The sequence below is a fragment of the Novosphingobium sp. GW835-FHT14H07 genome (assembly GCF_058793515.1).
The window spans coordinates 118,590-132,013 of the sequence record NZ_JBXAFX010000009.1; the positions used below are offsets into that span (position 1 = coordinate 118,590).

A 13,424-nucleotide genomic window follows, 5' to 3' on the forward strand; every position below is an offset into this window, starting at 1 on the left:
AGGCGCTTTCCCATGCGCACCGGATCGATCACGCGAAAGACCGAGGAAACCGACATTGCCGTGTCGGTGAACCTCGATGGCACCGGCACCTACAAGGTGGAAACGGGCATCGGCTTCCTCGATCACATGATCGAGCAGTTCAGCCGGCACTCGCTGATCGATATCGAATGCCGGGTGAAGGGTGACCTCCATGTCGACCAGCACCACACCACCGAGGACAGCGCCATCGCGCTCGGCCAGGCCATCTCACAGGCGCTGGGCGACAAGAAGGGCATAACCCGGTACGGCCACACCTATTCGCCGATGGACGAGGCGCTGAGCCGCGTCGCGCTCGATATTTCGGGCCGTCCGGTGCTGATCTGGAAGGCCTCATTCACGCAGCCTCGCTTGGGCGAGATGGATACCGAGCTGTTCGAGCACTGGTTCCAGTCGATCAGCCAGGCAGCCGGCATCACGCTGCACATCGAAAGCCTCTACGGCTCGAACAACCACCACATCATCGAGGGCATCTACAAGGGCTTTGCCCGCGCGATGCGTGCAGCGATCACCATCGATCCGCGCAAGGCCGATGCAGTCCCTTCGACCAAGGGCATTCTCGGTGGCTGATACCCTCGCGCTGGTCGATTACGGCGCGGGCAATCTGCGCTCCGTCGCCAACGCCCTCAAGGCAGCCGGTGCCGAAGGCGTGGTGGTGACGGCCGATCCCAATGTCGTCCGGGCCGCGGATCGTATCGTCCTGCCCGGCGTCGGTGCCTTCCGCGCCTGCATCTCGGCGCTTTGCGCTGTGCCCGGCCTTGTCGAGGCGATGGAAGAGCGCGTCCTCGTCGGCGGTGCTCCTTTCCTCGGCATCTGCGTCGGCATGCAGCTTCTGGCGGATCGCGGCATCGAGTTCGGCACGACCGACGGGCTTGGCTGGATCGGGGGCGAAGTCCGCGTAATCGAACCAGCCGATCCGTCGATCAAGGTGCCCCACATGGGCTGGAACGATGTCGCGCCGATGCCGCACCAGGGCGGTGCCGAACTGCTCGAGCCCGGCGAAGCCTATTTCCTGCACTCCTACCACTTCGTGCCCGAAGAGGGCACGCACGTGGCGGCGATGAGCGATCACGGCGGCGGCATCGTCGCCGCCGTCGCGCGCGACAATATTCTTGGCGTGCAGTTCCACCCGGAAAAAAGCCAGTCCTACGGCCTGTCGCTGCTCAATCGCTTCCTTGAATGGAAGCCCTGACAGGTTAGCCTGAGGGAACTGTAACACGCGCCCAGACCTTTCCTTCCTTTGAAGGAGGCCCTGCCGCATGACCACGTTTCCGTTCGACCGCCTGGTATTCACGCCCTTCATGGTGGACCTCGCGCAGTCACCGTTGCGCGGCCACTTCGATGCGGAAACTTACGTTCTGGGGGCCTTCAACCCCGGCATGACGGTCCTGCCGAACGGCAACCTGCTCTTCATGGTCCGCGTGGCCGAGGCGCTGCGCCAGCCAATCCGCGATGGCAAGGTCCATGCGATTCGCTGGCACGACGGGGGCTATGTTCTCGATGGCTGGCCGCTGGAGCTTGCCGATACTTCGGACCCTCGCAAGTTCCTTCTGCATGGTGGCGGCTGGAAGATCATGGCGCTGACCTCCCTGTCATGGCTGTTGCCGGTCGAGATGTCGGCCGACGGGCTTGATGTCATCGCAATCCACTATGACAAGGCCATCGCGCCGCAAGGTTCGTTCCAGTGCTACGGCATCGAGGATGCCCGCATCTCGCGCATGGGCGAGGGCGCCTATCTGATGACCACCTGCTCGGTCAGCCCGGAACGACACTCGACCACGCTCTATTCCTCGGAAGATGGCCTGAACTGGCATTTCGAAGGCATTGCTCTCGATCACCAGAACAAGGACATGTTGATCTTCGAGGGCCTTGTTCACGGCGAATACTGGGCACAGACCCGCCCCTTGGGCGACCTCTACTTCGCCTACCCGCCTGGCAGCGAATGGCGCTCCGGCCCCTCGATCAACCTTGCGACTTCGCCGGATGCCCTTCACTGGCGTCCTCGCCTCGAACCAGGCATTCGTCCGCATGCTGGTACCGCCGCAACGGCGCGCATGGGTGGTGGCACACCCCCGATCCTCACGGAGATTGACGGTCAGCGTGGCTGGCTTACCCTCTGGCACGGCGTCGAACCGAAGGAGATCGTGGGCATCTACCGTACCTACTGGACCCTCCTCGACCCGGAAGAGCCATGGAAGACCATCGGCGGCAGCCACACCCCGCTGCTGGAGCCCAACCCGGAACTCACCCGACCGCTCGAGGACCTGCTCTACTTGCGCGATGTCGCGTTCACGACCGGCATCGCTGAGCTGGAGGATCGCTACATCGTCGCCTCGGGCGAGGCCGATCTTGCCTGCCGCATCACCCATGTGCCCAAGGAAGCCTTCCGTTCGGCGTAATCCGCTGCTAGGCGCGCGGTCCATGATCGTCTTTCCCGCCATTGACCTGAAAGCTGGCCAGGTCGTTCGCCTCGCCGAAGGAGACATGGACCGCGCCACGGTCTACGGCGATAACCCCGCCCATCAGGCAAGCCTCTTCGCCGAGGCCGGTTCGCAGTACCTCCACGTCGTCGATCTCGACGGTTCGTTCGCCGGTCGCGCCGAGAACCGCGAGGCGGTGGAGGGAATCCTCAAGTCGTTCCCCGGCCACGTCCAGCTCGGCGGCGGCATCCGCACGCGTGAGGCGGTCTCGGGCTGGTTCGACGTCGGTGTCAGCCGCGTCGTCATGGGCACGGCTGCGCTCAAGGACCCGCAATTCGTCAAGGACATGGCAAAGGAGTTCCCCGGCGGCATCGTCGTCGCGGTTGACGCACGCGACGGCATGGTCGCCACCGAGGGCTGGGCCGACGTGTCCGACGTCTCGGTCGTCGATCTCGCCCGCCGCTTTGAGGATGCGGGCGTTGCCAGCCTGCTCTTCACCGACATCGGACGCGACGGCCTGCTCAAGGGCGTGAATCTTGACGCCACCGTCGAACTCGCGCGCCGCGTCGACATTCCCGTGATCGCCAGCGGCGGCGTCAAGGGCATCGACGACATCCGGATGCTCAAGATTCATGAAGCCGACGGCATCGAAGGTGTCATCACCGGCCGTGCGCTGTTCGAAGGCAAGCTCGATCTTGCGGCTGCCATTGCGATGGCCGAGGCCTGACATGACTGTCCGAGTCCGCGTCATCCCCTGTCTCGACGTCGCCAATGGCCGCGTGGTCAAGGGCGTCAATTTCGTCGACCTGCGCGATGCCGGCGATCCGGTCGAGCAGGCGCGCGCCTATGACAAGGCCGGGGCGGACGAGTTGTGCTTCCTCGACATCTCCGCCAGCCATGAAGGCCGCGGCACCCTGCTTGATGTCGTCGCCCGGACTGCGGAAGTCTGTTTCATGCCGCTGACAGTCGGCGGTGGGGTGAGGGCAGTCGAGGACGCCCGCGCCCTCCTCCTCGCTGGTGCCGACAAGGTCGCGGTCAATTCCGCCGCCGTCGCCCGTCCCGAACTGGTGCGCGACATTGCCGAGAAGTTTGGCGCGCAGTGCGTGGTTGGCTCGGTCGATGCGCGACGCACCGGGTCGGGCAAATGGGAGATATTCACCCACGGCGGGCGCAAGGCAACTGGCATCGACGCGCTGGCCCACGCCGTGAACCTTGCCACGCTGGGCGCGGGCGAACTGCTCGTCACTTCGATGGACGGTGACGGGACGCAAAAGGGCTACGACCTGGAACTGACCCGCGCCATCGCTGATGCCGTGCCGGTCCCGGTGATCGCCAGCGGTGGCGTCGGCAGTCTCCGACACCTTGTCGCAGGTGTAACCGAAGGCCATGCCAGCGCGGTGCTGGCGGCATCGATCTTCCACTTCGGAACCCACTCGATTGCAGAAGCCCACGCCGCGCTGCGGGCTGCAGGTCTGCCAGCACGCTCCTGAGTCCCAAGATGGGTCATTAACCATTTGTTATAAGGGATTTTACCGAATCACGCGGTCTGGCATTGGGTTGGGGTTAACAACTCAAGGTCGCTTGCCCTGTGCTTCGTATCGGTACCATCCTTCTTGCGGTCCTCGCGTCGGTTTCTCCGTCGCTGGCGCAGTCGGCCGGCATCTCGATTCCCGAACCGACTGACGGCGCACTCTTCGCCTTGGGGCTCGTCGGTCTCATCGTCGGCCGCCAGATCGCCAAGCGCCGGGGTTGACCGCACCGCCCGTTCCGCGCCATTGCGCTGCCCATGGAACACGGTGAAATCCTCGCCCGGCTCGAAGCCACGATAGCCCAGCGCCGCGCGGGCGATCCTTCCGCCAGCTACGTCGCCAAGCTCAATGCCAAGGGTATCGCCAAGATAGCCCAGAAGGTTGGCGAGGAGGGCACGGAAACTGTCATTGCTGCATTGGCTGGAGACCGCAAGGAACTCGTCGGCGAAGCGGCGGACCTCATCTTCCACCTGATGGTGCTGCTCTCCGCCAAGGACGTGCCGCTCGCCGAAGTGCTGGCCGAACTCGAGCGGCGCGAAGGCACCTCGGGCATCGCTGAAAAAGCCAGCCGGAGCAACTGACATGGCCGTTGACGCAACGCTCCCCTACGACGACCAGAACATCTTCGCCAAGATCCTGCGCGGGGAGATCCCCAACCGCACGGTTTATGAAGACGATTATGCGCTGGCATTTCACGACATCAACCCGCAGGCGCCGACCCACGTCCTGGTGATCCCCAAGGGCGCCTACGTGTGCTGGGACGATTTCTCCGAGAAGGCTTCGGAGGCCGAAATCGCCGGCTTCGTCCGCGCAGTCGGCAAGGTAGCGCGTGATCTCGGTCTGGTGGCTCCGGGCTATCGCCTGCTCGCCAACACCGGCACCAACAGCCATCAGGAAGTGCCGCATCTGCACGTCCACCTCTTTGCCGGCCAGCCGCTTGGCCCGATGCTGGTGCGCTGAACGGGGGGAACACGGAGGTAAGGCGTTAACCACCCCTTGCCCTTCGACTCGTCGCAAGGGTAGGGTCACCGCCGAATGTCCGTTCCGCTTGCACCCTCCGGCCTGTTCGATGGCCCTCAGCACCTTTACCCGGTCCGCGTCTACTTCGAGGACACGGACCTTTCGGGCGTGGTCTATCACGCCAATTACCTGCGCTGGTTTGAACGTGCCCGCTCCGACATGCTGCGCCTGCTCGGCATAGACCAGCGCGCTGCGCACGAAGCCGGCGAGGGCGCCTATGCCGTCAGCGAGATGGACCTGCGTTATCTGCGCCCCGCCAAGCTTGATGATGAGGTCATGGTCCACAGCCACGTCGCCGAACTTTCCCCAGCCACCTGCCGAATCGTGCAGCGTGCGTTCAGGGACGGGACGCTTCTGTGCGAGGCGAGGGTGCGCGTCGCCTTCGTCGCGCCGGATGGTCGCCCCCGCCGCCAGCCGCGCGAATGGATGGCCGCTTTCCAGACAATCACAACTGCTCCCGAAGGACAGGAAACCGCATGATTCTCCCGATGCTCGCCAATGGCGTTGCCTTCGCGCCGACCTCGCTCAACCCCGTGCAGCTTTTCCTCGATGCTGACTATGTCGTCCAGGGTGTCATGGTCGGGCTCGTGCTCGCCAGCATCTGGACGTGGACGATCATCATCGGTTTTTCGCTGAAGATGGGCAGCGTCCAGAAGGGCTGTGACAAGTACGAGCGCGAATTCTGGGAGGCGCGCGACATCGACCAGTTCCAGAAGGACAACAAGGGCCGCGATCTGCCTTCCGCCCGCGTCGTCAATGCAGCGCTCGTCGAATGGCGCCGTTCCACCTCGGGCAAGGCCATCGATCGCGAAGGCACTCGCCAGCGCTTGACCACCGCGCTCGATGGCGCAGTCGTCACTGAGACAGACGCGCTGGCCAGTCGCCTCAATTTCCTCGCGACCGTCGGGTCGGTGGCCCCATTTGTCGGCCTGTTCGGTACTGTCTGGGGCATCATGGACAGCTTCTTCAACATCGGTGCGCAGCAGAACTCCTCGCTTGCCGTCGTCGCACCCGGCATCTCCGAGGCGCTGTTCGCCACGGCCATCGGTCTGTTCGCCGCCATTCCCGCAGTCATCGCCTACAACCGCTTTTCGCACCGCGTGAACCGCTTCGAGACCCGCCTCTATCGCTTCGCCGACCGCTTCCACGCCTCGCTCAGCCGCGAACTGGAGGCCTGAGTCATGGCGATGTCCATGGGTTCCGGCAGCGGAGGCGGCAGAGGTCGCAGGGGGCGTGGCGGTCGTGCCGCGATGAGCGAAATCAACGTCACCCCGCTGGTCGACGTCATGCTCGTGCTGCTGATCATCTTCATGGTCACCGCGCCGATGCTGGCCGCTGGCGTGCCGGTCGACTTGCCCGACAGCAAGGCGGACCCGCTCGACCAGCAGCAGGACCAGATCACCGTCACTATCGATGCTCAGGGCAACGTCTTCCTCGATGATCAGCAGCTCGCCCCCGGCGAGCTGACCGACCGCCTTGCCGGGCTGCAGAAGGGGCCGAAACCCCCGCTGGTGACCTTGCGCGCAGATCGCGTGCTCGATTGGGGCCGCGTCGCTGCCGTGATGGGAGAGTTGAACGCTGCGGGCTTCAAGTCGATCTCGCTGGTCACCAACAGTTCATCCGCACCGCAATAGGTCAGAAGCGATGCGCGATCCTACCGCAACAGGACTCTCGAAGCAGGAAGGCGCAGGGCTGGCCATTGCCGCGCTGGCTCACGCGGGCCTGCTCGGCTTCCTCATGCTTTCCCCACCGGGCAAGACGGTGAAGCCACCGCCGCAGCGCATGGAAGTGACGTTCTCCGAAGAGATTGCCGATCAGTCGACCTCGCCCGACCCCATGGCCGAGGCGGCGCCTGACGTTGCGCCCGAACTGGGCGAGCCCGCGCCTGAGCCGGTTGCGCAACCGCAGCCGCTGCCTGCGCCGCCCAGACCCGTTCCACCGCCGCCGCAACCGCAGCCCAAGCCGGTGCCCGCGCCGCCCAAGCCCGCGCCCAAGCCGCAGCCGCAACCAAAGCCTGCACCGCCCAAACCGACGCCGCCAAGGCCCGCTCCTCCGAAGCCTGCTCCTGCAAAGCCGGCTCCGGCCAAGCCTGCGCCAGCGAAACCGGCGGCGAAGCCTGCACCGGCGAAGGCCACGACGCCAAAGTCCGGTTCCGGTGATACCAGCCCCCGCCGCAGGCCGGATGCTCCCACGGGCGGTTCGCGAATCGGCTCGGACTTTCTGAAAGGCATTCCCGGCTCGACCAAGCCGGGAACAGCAAAGGCGGCCCCTGCAGCAACGATAGGACCCGAGGTCAGGTCGTCGCTGGCGGGCGCGATTTCGCGCCAGATCAAGCCGCACTGGGCGGCGCCCCAGGGCGTCGACGCCGACAAGCTGGTGACTATCCTGGCTTGGGACCTCAACCCGGATGGCAGCCTCGCCGGTCGCCCTCGCGTCGTCGATCAGCAGGGCATTACCCCCGCCAACGAGGCGCAAGCCAAACGGCATGCCGAGCAGGCGATTCGCGCTGTGCAATTGGCCGCTCCGTTCGATCTGCCAGATACCTACTATTCCGGCTGGAAGCGCGTTGCCGCCTTCCGCTTTGACAGGAAGTTGTCCCAATGAAGATGCGTTTCCTTGTTGTTGCCGCAGGGCTTGTCTCGGTGCCTGCGCTCGTCGCTGCACAGCAGACTGCGCTTCCTTCCTCCACTGCGGCGCAGGCCTCTGCCGACGAAGGGCTGACCGGCTCTGTCTCCGATGAGAACGAATGGCAGGACCTTGGCATTGCCATCCCGTCCTTTCCCACCAACGCCTCGGTCGCCACCGCAGCCGAAGGCGGCAACACCGAAGCGCTCGGCCGCAATGTCGCGCGCGTCGTCTACAACGACCTGCGCAACAACGGTCTGTTCAAGCCGGTCGGTCCCGATCAGCTTCCCGAAGTCGCCTTCCCGCAAGTCGCTGCGCCGACGTTCGACACCTGGCGCGGGCGTTCGGCTGAAATGCTGGTACAAGGCTTCGTCAAGGCGAACGACGATGGCCGCCTCACAGTCGGCTGCTATCTCTATGACGTTGCGCTCGGGTCCGAACTCGCGCGGCAGGGCTATGTCGTCAAGCCTGAGGAATGGCGGCGCGCCGCGCACAAGTGCGCCGACATGGTCTATTCGCGCCTCTCCGGCGAAAGCCCGTTCTTCGACAGCAAGATTGCCTACATTGCCGAGACCGGCCCCAAGGACCGTCGCCGCAAGCAACTTGCGATCATGGATTCCGATGGCGCCAACCATCGCTTCATCACCAACGGGCAGGCGACGGCTCTTACCCCGCGCTATTCCCCTGATTACAGCCGGATCGTCTACCTGAGCTACCTAAACGGTGCGCCGCGCATCTACGTCTACAACGTCGGCACCGGCCAGCAGACGCTGGTAACCTCAAGCACCAATCCCACTTTCGCCCCACGCTGGTCGCCCGATGGCAAGTGGATCCTCTATTCGATGGCCATCGCCGGCAACACAGACATCTATCGCGTGCCCGCCACTGGCGGCCAGTCGACACGTCTCACCGACAGCCCCGGCATCGACGTCGGCGGCTCGTACTCGCCCGATGGCAGCAAGATCGTCTTCGAAAGCGACCGTTCGGGCAGCCAGCAGCTTTACGTGATGGACGCGGACGGCTCGAACCAGAAGCGCATCAGTTTCTTCGGAGGTCGCGCCGCCACGCCGGAATGGTCGCCACGTGGAGACCAGATCGCCTTTACCCATATCGGCGGCAACTTCCGTATCGCTGTGACCGACCCGTACGGCAAGGGCATGCGGTTCCTCACGGATTCGTGGCAGGATGAAGCCCCGACGTGGTCGCCCAACGGCCGTATCGTGCAATTCTTCCGCACCGAGCGCGGCAGCGGCAAGACCGGCATTTGGCAAGTCGACCTGACTGGTCGAAATGAACGGAAACTCAACACGCCGGTTGATGGTTCAGACCCTGCATGGGGGCCGGTTCTGCCCTGACCCTGCCTTGGCAAGGGCGATTTGCGCCCTTGTCAATTCATCGCTGAAACTGCACCTTGCGTCGCCATCTCTCCCCCTCTCTCCCAAGGAGAATGCCCATGACCCGTCCGATCCTGATTGCCGGCCTTGCTGCTCTCACGCTTGGCCTCGGTGCCTGCGCATCGAAGCCCAAGCAGCTTCCGCCTGAGCCCGGTGCCACCACGACAACGCAGACGACCCCGCAGACTACGCAGCCGACCGGCCCGGTTCCCGGCAGCCAGGCCGATTTCGTGGCGTCGGTCATCTCCGACACCGTGAACTTCGATACGGACCGCTACAACATCGACGCATCCGACCAGGGCATCCTGCAAAGCCAGGCCTCGTGGCTGGCCCGCTATCCGGCCAAGGCCATCACCATCGAAGGCCACTGCGACGAGCGCGGCACGCGCGACTACAACATTGCGCTGGGTGAACGCCGCGCCAATGCGGCCAAGAACTACCTGGTCAGCCTCGGCGTAGATCCATCGCGGATCACGGTTGTCAGCTATGGCAAGGAACGCCCGCTTGCGCTTGGTTCGGACGAGGATTCGTGGGCGCGCAACCGCCGCGCGGTCACCGTCACGGTCAACTGATCACCCGACAATGCAGGCAAGGCCCGAACCCCGCCAGGTTCGGGCCTTTCGCATTGCCGGCACCACACCCATCTTGACCTTTCCTGCGGGTTTGGCTTGGGATTGAGGCATGGCACGCAATACACGATCGTCTGACTGGGGCTTCCCGCGCTGGCGTGGCTACGGCAGCGCCTTCGAGGCTGCGCCAGTGCGGCTGTGCGACCGTGCGGGATGCGACCAGAAGGGCGATTGCCCGGCGCCCAAGTCCCCCAACAACCCCGAACGCTGGTATTTCTGTCAGCAGCACGCGGCGGAATACAATCAGGGCTGGAACTACTTCGAAGGGCTGGACAAGGAAGAGGCCGAACGTCGCGAAGCCGAAGAGCGTGGCGAAGCCTCTGGTTTTCGCCAGGCTGCATGGGCCGAATGGGGCGGTTCTGGCGATGGCACGCGCAGCCGGGACGAACTGCGCGCCCTCGAAACCCTTGGCCTCGATCCGGATGCCGATTTCGACGCGGTGAAGAAGGCCTGGCGCTCCAGGGCCAAAGAAGTCCACCCCGATGTGCGGCCCGGCGACAAGGCCGCGGCAGAGCAGTTCCAGAAGCTGCAGGTGTCCTACGAGGTGCTTCGTGCTGCCGAAGAACGTCGCGAGTGGAAGGGCTGACATGACCGCAGGCATCTCGCGTTTCGGCGGAGAGGCCGCGGATGAGGCTGCCGAGGCGTTGTCAAGAGACGGGGTGGTCGCCCTCGAAGGGCTTTGGCCTGCGCAGCGGATTGACGAACTGGCCCTGGCCCTGCGCCAATCCATTCCCGGCGCGTTCGACACGCGCGCTCCGCTCCCGGAGGACATCTGGGTGGTTGGCACGAAGCGGATCAACGGCCTTGTCCCGATCGCCGGCAGGATGGCGGGCTGCATCGACCTTCTGCAAAACCCGGCGCTGCTTGCCTTGCTGGACAAAGCCCTGGGCAACAATTGGGTCTACGAATCCTTCGGCGTCATCAGCTCCTTTCCGGGTTCCACGGTGCAGAAGCTGCACTCCGACAGTCCGCATCTGTTCGAGGACAAGACGATTGCAGCGATGCTGCCGCCATTTGCGCTGACGATTTCCATCCCGCTCGTCGATGTTGACGAAGTCAACGGCTCGACCGAATTCCTGCCGGGCACGCACCGTATCTTGCAATCACCTGAGACTGCAGATGGCTCGGTGTGGAACGCCGTGCTGCGCGGCAATTGCATGATCTGGGATTTCCGGGTCCGGCATCGCGGACAGCCCAACAACAGCGCCGAGCCACGGCCCATGTTCTACGCAACCGCCTGCCGCGCCTTCTGGCAGGATTCCACGAACTTCGTGCCGGATGCGCGCAAGCTTGTCATCGGGCGGAACGCGCGGGCAAGGATCGCTGCCGATCGCCACAGGCATTTCGCGCGGGCCAGGCCGATGCCTGGCGTTGTCAGCGCGGCTCAGACCTTCAACCGCCTTGTGCGCTGGTATGCGCCACGATTTCATCGAGCATTGCGAAGACTTGCCCGGCGTCCGGAAACTGCGCTTTGATCCACCGCGCTTCCACCTGACGAAGAATGCGCGCAACCTCCGGGCCCGCCTTTATGCCGCGGGCAACAATGTCCCCGCCCTTGATCGGCAGCTGGGGCACGTTCCACCCCTCCAGCGGAGCCGTTGCCTGACCTGCCAGCAGCAGCCGGTCACGCGCTTCCTCGATACCCACGCGGTAGGCAAGGGCACGCGCATCGGTCTCTTCGCCGTCGCGGGCGGCAGCAATGGCAAGCCGCTTGCGCTGGGCAATGGAAAGGCGCAGTCGGGCGGCAACCTGTTCGGCAAGAGCCGGGTCCGCCGGCAGGAGCGCGGCAAGACGACGCAGCGCCACGGCCTGCGCTCTGGCAGCCTGCTCGTTGTCGATAAGGGTATCCAGCAATGCCAGGCCAGCCTCGGTTGCCTCTGGCAGGACATGGGCCAGAACGCCGAGTTCGGCCATGCGACGGACGGTCGGCGCGGGATCTGGCAGGCCCAGCAGGTTCATCAGCTCCCAGCCGACACGTTCGCGAGAAAGCCCTTTCAATCCCGCGGCAAGCTCGGAAACGGCTTCCTCTGAAGCCTTGTCTGCGGGAATGGAGCCAAAGCGGGCCTGAAAGCGGAAGTAACGCAGGATGCGCAGGTAATCTTCGCGGATGCGCTCGCGGGCATCGCCAATGAAACGCACCTGCCGATTGGCCAGATCCGCAAGGCCGCCGTGATAGTCGAACAGTTCCAGGCTACGCGGATCGGCGTAAAGCGCGTTGATCGTGAAATCCCGGCGGGCTGCATCGTCGCGCCAGTCGGTGGAAAATGCCACCGTCGCATGGCGGCCATCGGTGGAAACGTCGCGACGCAGCGTGGTGATCTCCACTGTGCCACCGTCGAGAACCGCAGTGATCGTGCCATGGGCAATGCCCGTCGGCACGGCCTTGATCCCGGCCTGGCCAAGCCGGGCGGCGGTTTCCTCCGGCAGCAGCGTCGTGGCCATGTCCACGTCTTTCGGGGCATGGCCGAGAATCGTGTCGCGCACCACGCCGCCCACCCACCGGCAGTTGCCCTCGGCATGCGGATCGAGCGCGGTTACAAGGGCGGCGAGGTCCTCGCGTCTTGTCCACGCAGCGGCGGGCAGGCGCTCAGTCATGCCAGCTGATCCGCTTTGCCAGGTTGGAAATGATCGCCGCCGTCACGCCCCATATGCGATGCTCGTTCCAAAGGATCTCGATGAAGCGCCCCTTGCGCCCGTTCCATTCCGCCGATTGCCAGACATGCCGCATCGGGTCGAGAAGGAAGCCCAAAGGGGGCTCGAACCAGCTCGCCACTTCCGCCGGATTGGGTTGAAGCGGCAGATCCGGCGGCACCAGCGCCAGCACGGGCGTGATGTCATAACCCGTGCCCGTGCGGAACCGGTCGGTTTCGCCGATCACGGACACGTCTTCCGGCCGGATGCCCAATTCCTCGTTGGCTTCGCGCAGGGCTGCCTCGACCGGGGTCTCGCCGGGATCGAGCTTGCCGCCCGGAAAAGCGGCTTGTCCCGGATGCGCGCGCATGTGCGAAGGCCGGTGGATCAGGAGAACCCCGGGGCCATCCGGATGGTTCTGTCGCTCGGTCACCGCAATCAGTACAGCGGCAGGGCGCAAACCGTGCTCGGGCAGTGGGCGCCAGTCTTCGTAGAGCTCCTTGGCAGGCTCCCGGTGTCCTTCGGCATACAGGTCCGTAAGCCTTGTCAGCAAATTCATGTGCCGGGCACCAGCACGAAGCGTTGGCCAAGACTTTCCACGGCAAGGTCAGCGCTGCCCAGAGACAGGGCATGATCGATGAGCTGTCCGTAGGTGCTGCGGTTGAGCCGTGCCTCCGTTCCGTTTCGGACGGCGAGGTAGAAGGCCGGGATGTCAGTCGTGCCCGCGACCCGCAGCGGATGGTCCGGCCCGCAGACCACCAGATCGTCGCTATTGAGCCGGAAGGCCAATGCCGTGCGCCCCTCGGGGTCCAGCTTGGCCTGCATGTCAGTCGCCAGGAAGGCGGCGTCCTCCACAGCGATCGCCAGCTTCTGGAACGGCGTTACCAGCCAGTGCTGGCCCTGCTCGTCGCGCGTCAACAGCGAGGAAAACGCGCGCACCATTGCTGGACGCCGGATTTCGCCATCCTGATGGAACCAGCGGCCATCTGCGGCGATGCGCATTTCGCTGTCTCCGATCTCCTGCGGGCTCCACTGGTTGATGGGCGGCAGCTTGCGCGCAGCAACCTGCGCAGCAAGTTCGGCAAGGCTCAAGGATGCGAGTTCGGGCGGGGGAGTGTAAGGCACCGTTTGCCGATGCCA

At 64.6% G+C, this 13,424-nt stretch carries 19 protein-coding genes; 16 read left to right on the plus strand and 3 right to left on the minus strand.

The window, feature by feature from the left end; genetic code table 11:
• The first annotated feature begins 12 nt into the window (after positions 1-12).
• The 16 genes from hisB (at position 13) to AC1Q5P_RS10715 (ending at position 11,128) form a co-directional block, all read left to right on the plus strand.
• Positions 13-606 carry an imidazoleglycerol-phosphate dehydratase HisB gene (gene hisB, locus AC1Q5P_RS10640; protein ID WP_039332791.1) on the plus strand — a complete coding sequence of 198 codons (594 nt, stop codon included), beginning with the start codon at positions 13-15 and terminating at the stop codon, positions 604-606.
• Positions 599-1,228, plus strand: a complete 630-nt coding sequence (gene hisH, locus AC1Q5P_RS10645; protein WP_039332793.1) for an imidazole glycerol phosphate synthase subunit HisH — start codon at positions 599-601, stop codon at positions 1,226-1,228. The genes hisB and hisH overlap by 8 nt, the downstream gene beginning before the upstream one ends.
• A gap of 67 nt (positions 1,229-1,295) precedes the next feature.
• Positions 1,296-2,435 carry a glycoside hydrolase family 130 protein gene (locus AC1Q5P_RS10650; RefSeq protein WP_492518902.1) on the plus strand — a complete coding sequence of 380 codons (1,140 nt, stop codon included), beginning with the start codon at positions 1,296-1,298 and terminating at the stop codon, positions 2,433-2,435.
• A 22-nt stretch (positions 2,436-2,457) separates the two neighbouring features.
• Positions 2,458-3,183 (plus strand): 1-(5-phosphoribosyl)-5-[(5-phosphoribosylamino)methylideneamino]imidazole-4-carboxamide isomerase, encoded by a 726-nt coding sequence (gene hisA / locus AC1Q5P_RS10655; protein ID WP_039332797.1) that lies wholly within the window; start codon positions 2,458-2,460, stop codon positions 3,181-3,183.
• A 1-nt stretch (position 3,184) separates the two neighbouring features.
• Positions 3,185-3,946: an imidazole glycerol phosphate synthase subunit HisF gene (gene hisF / locus AC1Q5P_RS10660; RefSeq protein WP_492518903.1), complete on the plus strand. Its 762-nt coding sequence runs from the start codon at positions 3,185-3,187 to the stop codon at positions 3,944-3,946.
• 98 nt (positions 3,947-4,044) lie between these two features.
• Positions 4,045-4,209 (plus strand): hypothetical protein, encoded by a 165-nt coding sequence (locus tag AC1Q5P_RS10665; RefSeq protein WP_156135729.1) that lies wholly within the window; start codon positions 4,045-4,047, stop codon positions 4,207-4,209.
• A gap of 33 nt (positions 4,210-4,242) precedes the next feature.
• Positions 4,243-4,566, plus strand: coding sequence for a phosphoribosyl-ATP diphosphatase (locus tag AC1Q5P_RS10670; protein WP_039332801.1), 324 nt, complete (start codon positions 4,243-4,245; stop codon positions 4,564-4,566).
• A gap of 1 nt (position 4,567) precedes the next feature.
• On the plus strand, positions 4,568-4,945 hold the full coding sequence (locus tag AC1Q5P_RS10675; RefSeq protein ID WP_118072178.1) for a histidine triad nucleotide-binding protein: 378 nt from the start codon (positions 4,568-4,570) through the stop codon (positions 4,943-4,945).
• A 75-nt stretch (positions 4,946-5,020) separates the two neighbouring features.
• A complete protein-coding gene (locus AC1Q5P_RS10680; RefSeq protein ID WP_492518904.1) occupies positions 5,021-5,485 on the plus strand; it encodes a YbgC/FadM family acyl-CoA thioesterase in 465 nt (154 codons plus the stop codon).
• Positions 5,482-6,183 carry a protein TolQ gene (gene tolQ, locus AC1Q5P_RS10685; RefSeq protein WP_039332807.1) on the plus strand — a complete coding sequence of 234 codons (702 nt, stop codon included), beginning with the start codon at positions 5,482-5,484 and terminating at the stop codon, positions 6,181-6,183. The genes AC1Q5P_RS10680 and tolQ overlap by 4 nt, the downstream gene beginning before the upstream one ends.
• Before the next feature lie 3 nt (positions 6,184-6,186).
• The gene (locus AC1Q5P_RS10690; RefSeq protein WP_174544596.1) at positions 6,187-6,639 is read left to right on the plus strand and encodes an ExbD/TolR family protein; all 453 of its coding nucleotides are present in this window, start codon (positions 6,187-6,189) and stop codon (positions 6,637-6,639) included.
• Between the two features lie 10 nt (positions 6,640-6,649).
• Positions 6,650-7,609: a hypothetical protein gene (locus tag AC1Q5P_RS10695; RefSeq protein WP_492518905.1), complete on the plus strand. Its 960-nt coding sequence runs from the start codon at positions 6,650-6,652 to the stop codon at positions 7,607-7,609.
• A complete protein-coding gene (gene tolB / locus AC1Q5P_RS10700) occupies positions 7,606-8,985 on the plus strand; it encodes a Tol-Pal system beta propeller repeat protein TolB (protein ID WP_492518906.1) in 1,380 nt (459 codons plus the stop codon). Before AC1Q5P_RS10695 ends, tolB begins: the two co-directional genes overlap by 4 nt.
• A 92-nt stretch (positions 8,986-9,077) precedes the next feature.
• Entirely contained in the window at positions 9,078-9,596 is a 519-nt protein-coding gene (pal, locus tag AC1Q5P_RS10705) for a peptidoglycan-associated lipoprotein Pal (protein ID WP_039332812.1), read from the plus strand.
• Positions 9,597-9,705: 109 nt separating this feature from the next.
• A complete protein-coding gene (locus tag AC1Q5P_RS10710) occupies positions 9,706-10,239 on the plus strand; it encodes a J domain-containing protein (protein WP_039332814.1) in 534 nt (177 codons plus the stop codon).
• A 1-nt stretch (position 10,240) separates the two neighbouring features.
• Complete coding sequence (locus AC1Q5P_RS10715) at positions 10,241-11,128, plus strand: phytanoyl-CoA dioxygenase family protein (RefSeq protein WP_492518907.1); 888 nt, start codon at positions 10,241-10,243, stop codon at positions 11,126-11,128.
• Here AC1Q5P_RS10715 and AC1Q5P_RS10720 read toward each other — a convergent pair.
• From AC1Q5P_RS10720 to AC1Q5P_RS10730, 3 genes are read right to left on the minus strand one after another with little or no spacing between them, the layout of a single operon-like run.
• Positions 11,046-12,248, minus strand: a complete 1,203-nt coding sequence (locus AC1Q5P_RS10720; protein ID WP_492518908.1) for a CCA tRNA nucleotidyltransferase — start codon at positions 12,246-12,248, stop codon at positions 11,046-11,048. The two genes, AC1Q5P_RS10715 and AC1Q5P_RS10720, sit on opposite strands and share 83 nt — an antisense overlap.
• On the minus strand, positions 12,241-12,843 hold the full coding sequence (locus AC1Q5P_RS10725; RefSeq protein WP_039332819.1) for a CoA pyrophosphatase: 603 nt from the start codon (positions 12,841-12,843) through the stop codon (positions 12,241-12,243). The genes AC1Q5P_RS10720 and AC1Q5P_RS10725 overlap by 8 nt, the downstream gene beginning before the upstream one ends.
• Positions 12,840-13,409: a DUF1285 domain-containing protein gene (locus AC1Q5P_RS10730; protein WP_492518909.1), complete on the minus strand. Its 570-nt coding sequence runs from the start codon at positions 13,407-13,409 to the stop codon at positions 12,840-12,842. The genes AC1Q5P_RS10725 and AC1Q5P_RS10730 overlap by 4 nt, the downstream gene beginning before the upstream one ends.
• Between the last annotated feature and the right edge of the window lie 15 nt (positions 13,410-13,424).

Excerpts from the sequence above, each read along its gene's own strand:
- AC1Q5P_RS10710 (WP_039332814.1), top strand. The coding sequence starts at position 9,706 with ATGGCACGCAATACACGATCGTCTGACTGGGGCTTCCCGCGCTGGCGT.
- pal (WP_039332812.1), top strand. The coding sequence starts at position 9,078 with ATGCCCATGACCCGTCCGATCCTGATTGCCGGCCTTGCTGCTCTCACG.
- hisB (WP_039332791.1), top strand. The coding sequence starts at position 13 with ATGCGCACCGGATCGATCACGCGAAAGACCGAGGAAACCGACATTGCC.
- hisA (WP_039332797.1), top strand. The coding sequence starts at position 2,458 with ATGATCGTCTTTCCCGCCATTGACCTGAAAGCTGGCCAGGTCGTTCGC.
- AC1Q5P_RS10650 (WP_492518902.1), top strand. The coding sequence starts at position 1,296 with ATGACCACGTTTCCGTTCGACCGCCTGGTATTCACGCCCTTCATGGTG.
- AC1Q5P_RS10690 (WP_174544596.1), top strand. The coding sequence starts at position 6,187 with ATGGCGATGTCCATGGGTTCCGGCAGCGGAGGCGGCAGAGGTCGCAGG.
- AC1Q5P_RS10720 (WP_492518908.1), bottom strand. The coding sequence starts at position 12,248 with ATGACTGAGCGCCTGCCCGCCGCTGCGTGGACAAGACGCGAGGACCTC.
- AC1Q5P_RS10715 (WP_492518907.1), top strand. The coding sequence starts at position 10,241 with ATGACCGCAGGCATCTCGCGTTTCGGCGGAGAGGCCGCGGATGAGGCT.
- tolB (WP_492518906.1), top strand. The coding sequence starts at position 7,606 with ATGAAGATGCGTTTCCTTGTTGTTGCCGCAGGGCTTGTCTCGGTGCCT.
- AC1Q5P_RS10725 (WP_039332819.1), bottom strand. The coding sequence starts at position 12,843 with ATGAATTTGCTGACAAGGCTTACGGACCTGTATGCCGAAGGACACCGG.
- AC1Q5P_RS10680 (WP_492518904.1), top strand. The coding sequence starts at position 5,021 with ATGTCCGTTCCGCTTGCACCCTCCGGCCTGTTCGATGGCCCTCAGCAC.
- hisF (WP_492518903.1), top strand. The coding sequence starts at position 3,185 with ATGACTGTCCGAGTCCGCGTCATCCCCTGTCTCGACGTCGCCAATGGC.
- AC1Q5P_RS10675 (WP_118072178.1), top strand. The coding sequence starts at position 4,568 with ATGGCCGTTGACGCAACGCTCCCCTACGACGACCAGAACATCTTCGCC.
- AC1Q5P_RS10670 (WP_039332801.1), top strand. The coding sequence starts at position 4,243 with ATGGAACACGGTGAAATCCTCGCCCGGCTCGAAGCCACGATAGCCCAG.
- AC1Q5P_RS10695 (WP_492518905.1), top strand. The coding sequence starts at position 6,650 with ATGCGCGATCCTACCGCAACAGGACTCTCGAAGCAGGAAGGCGCAGGG.
- tolQ (WP_039332807.1), top strand. The coding sequence starts at position 5,482 with ATGATTCTCCCGATGCTCGCCAATGGCGTTGCCTTCGCGCCGACCTCG.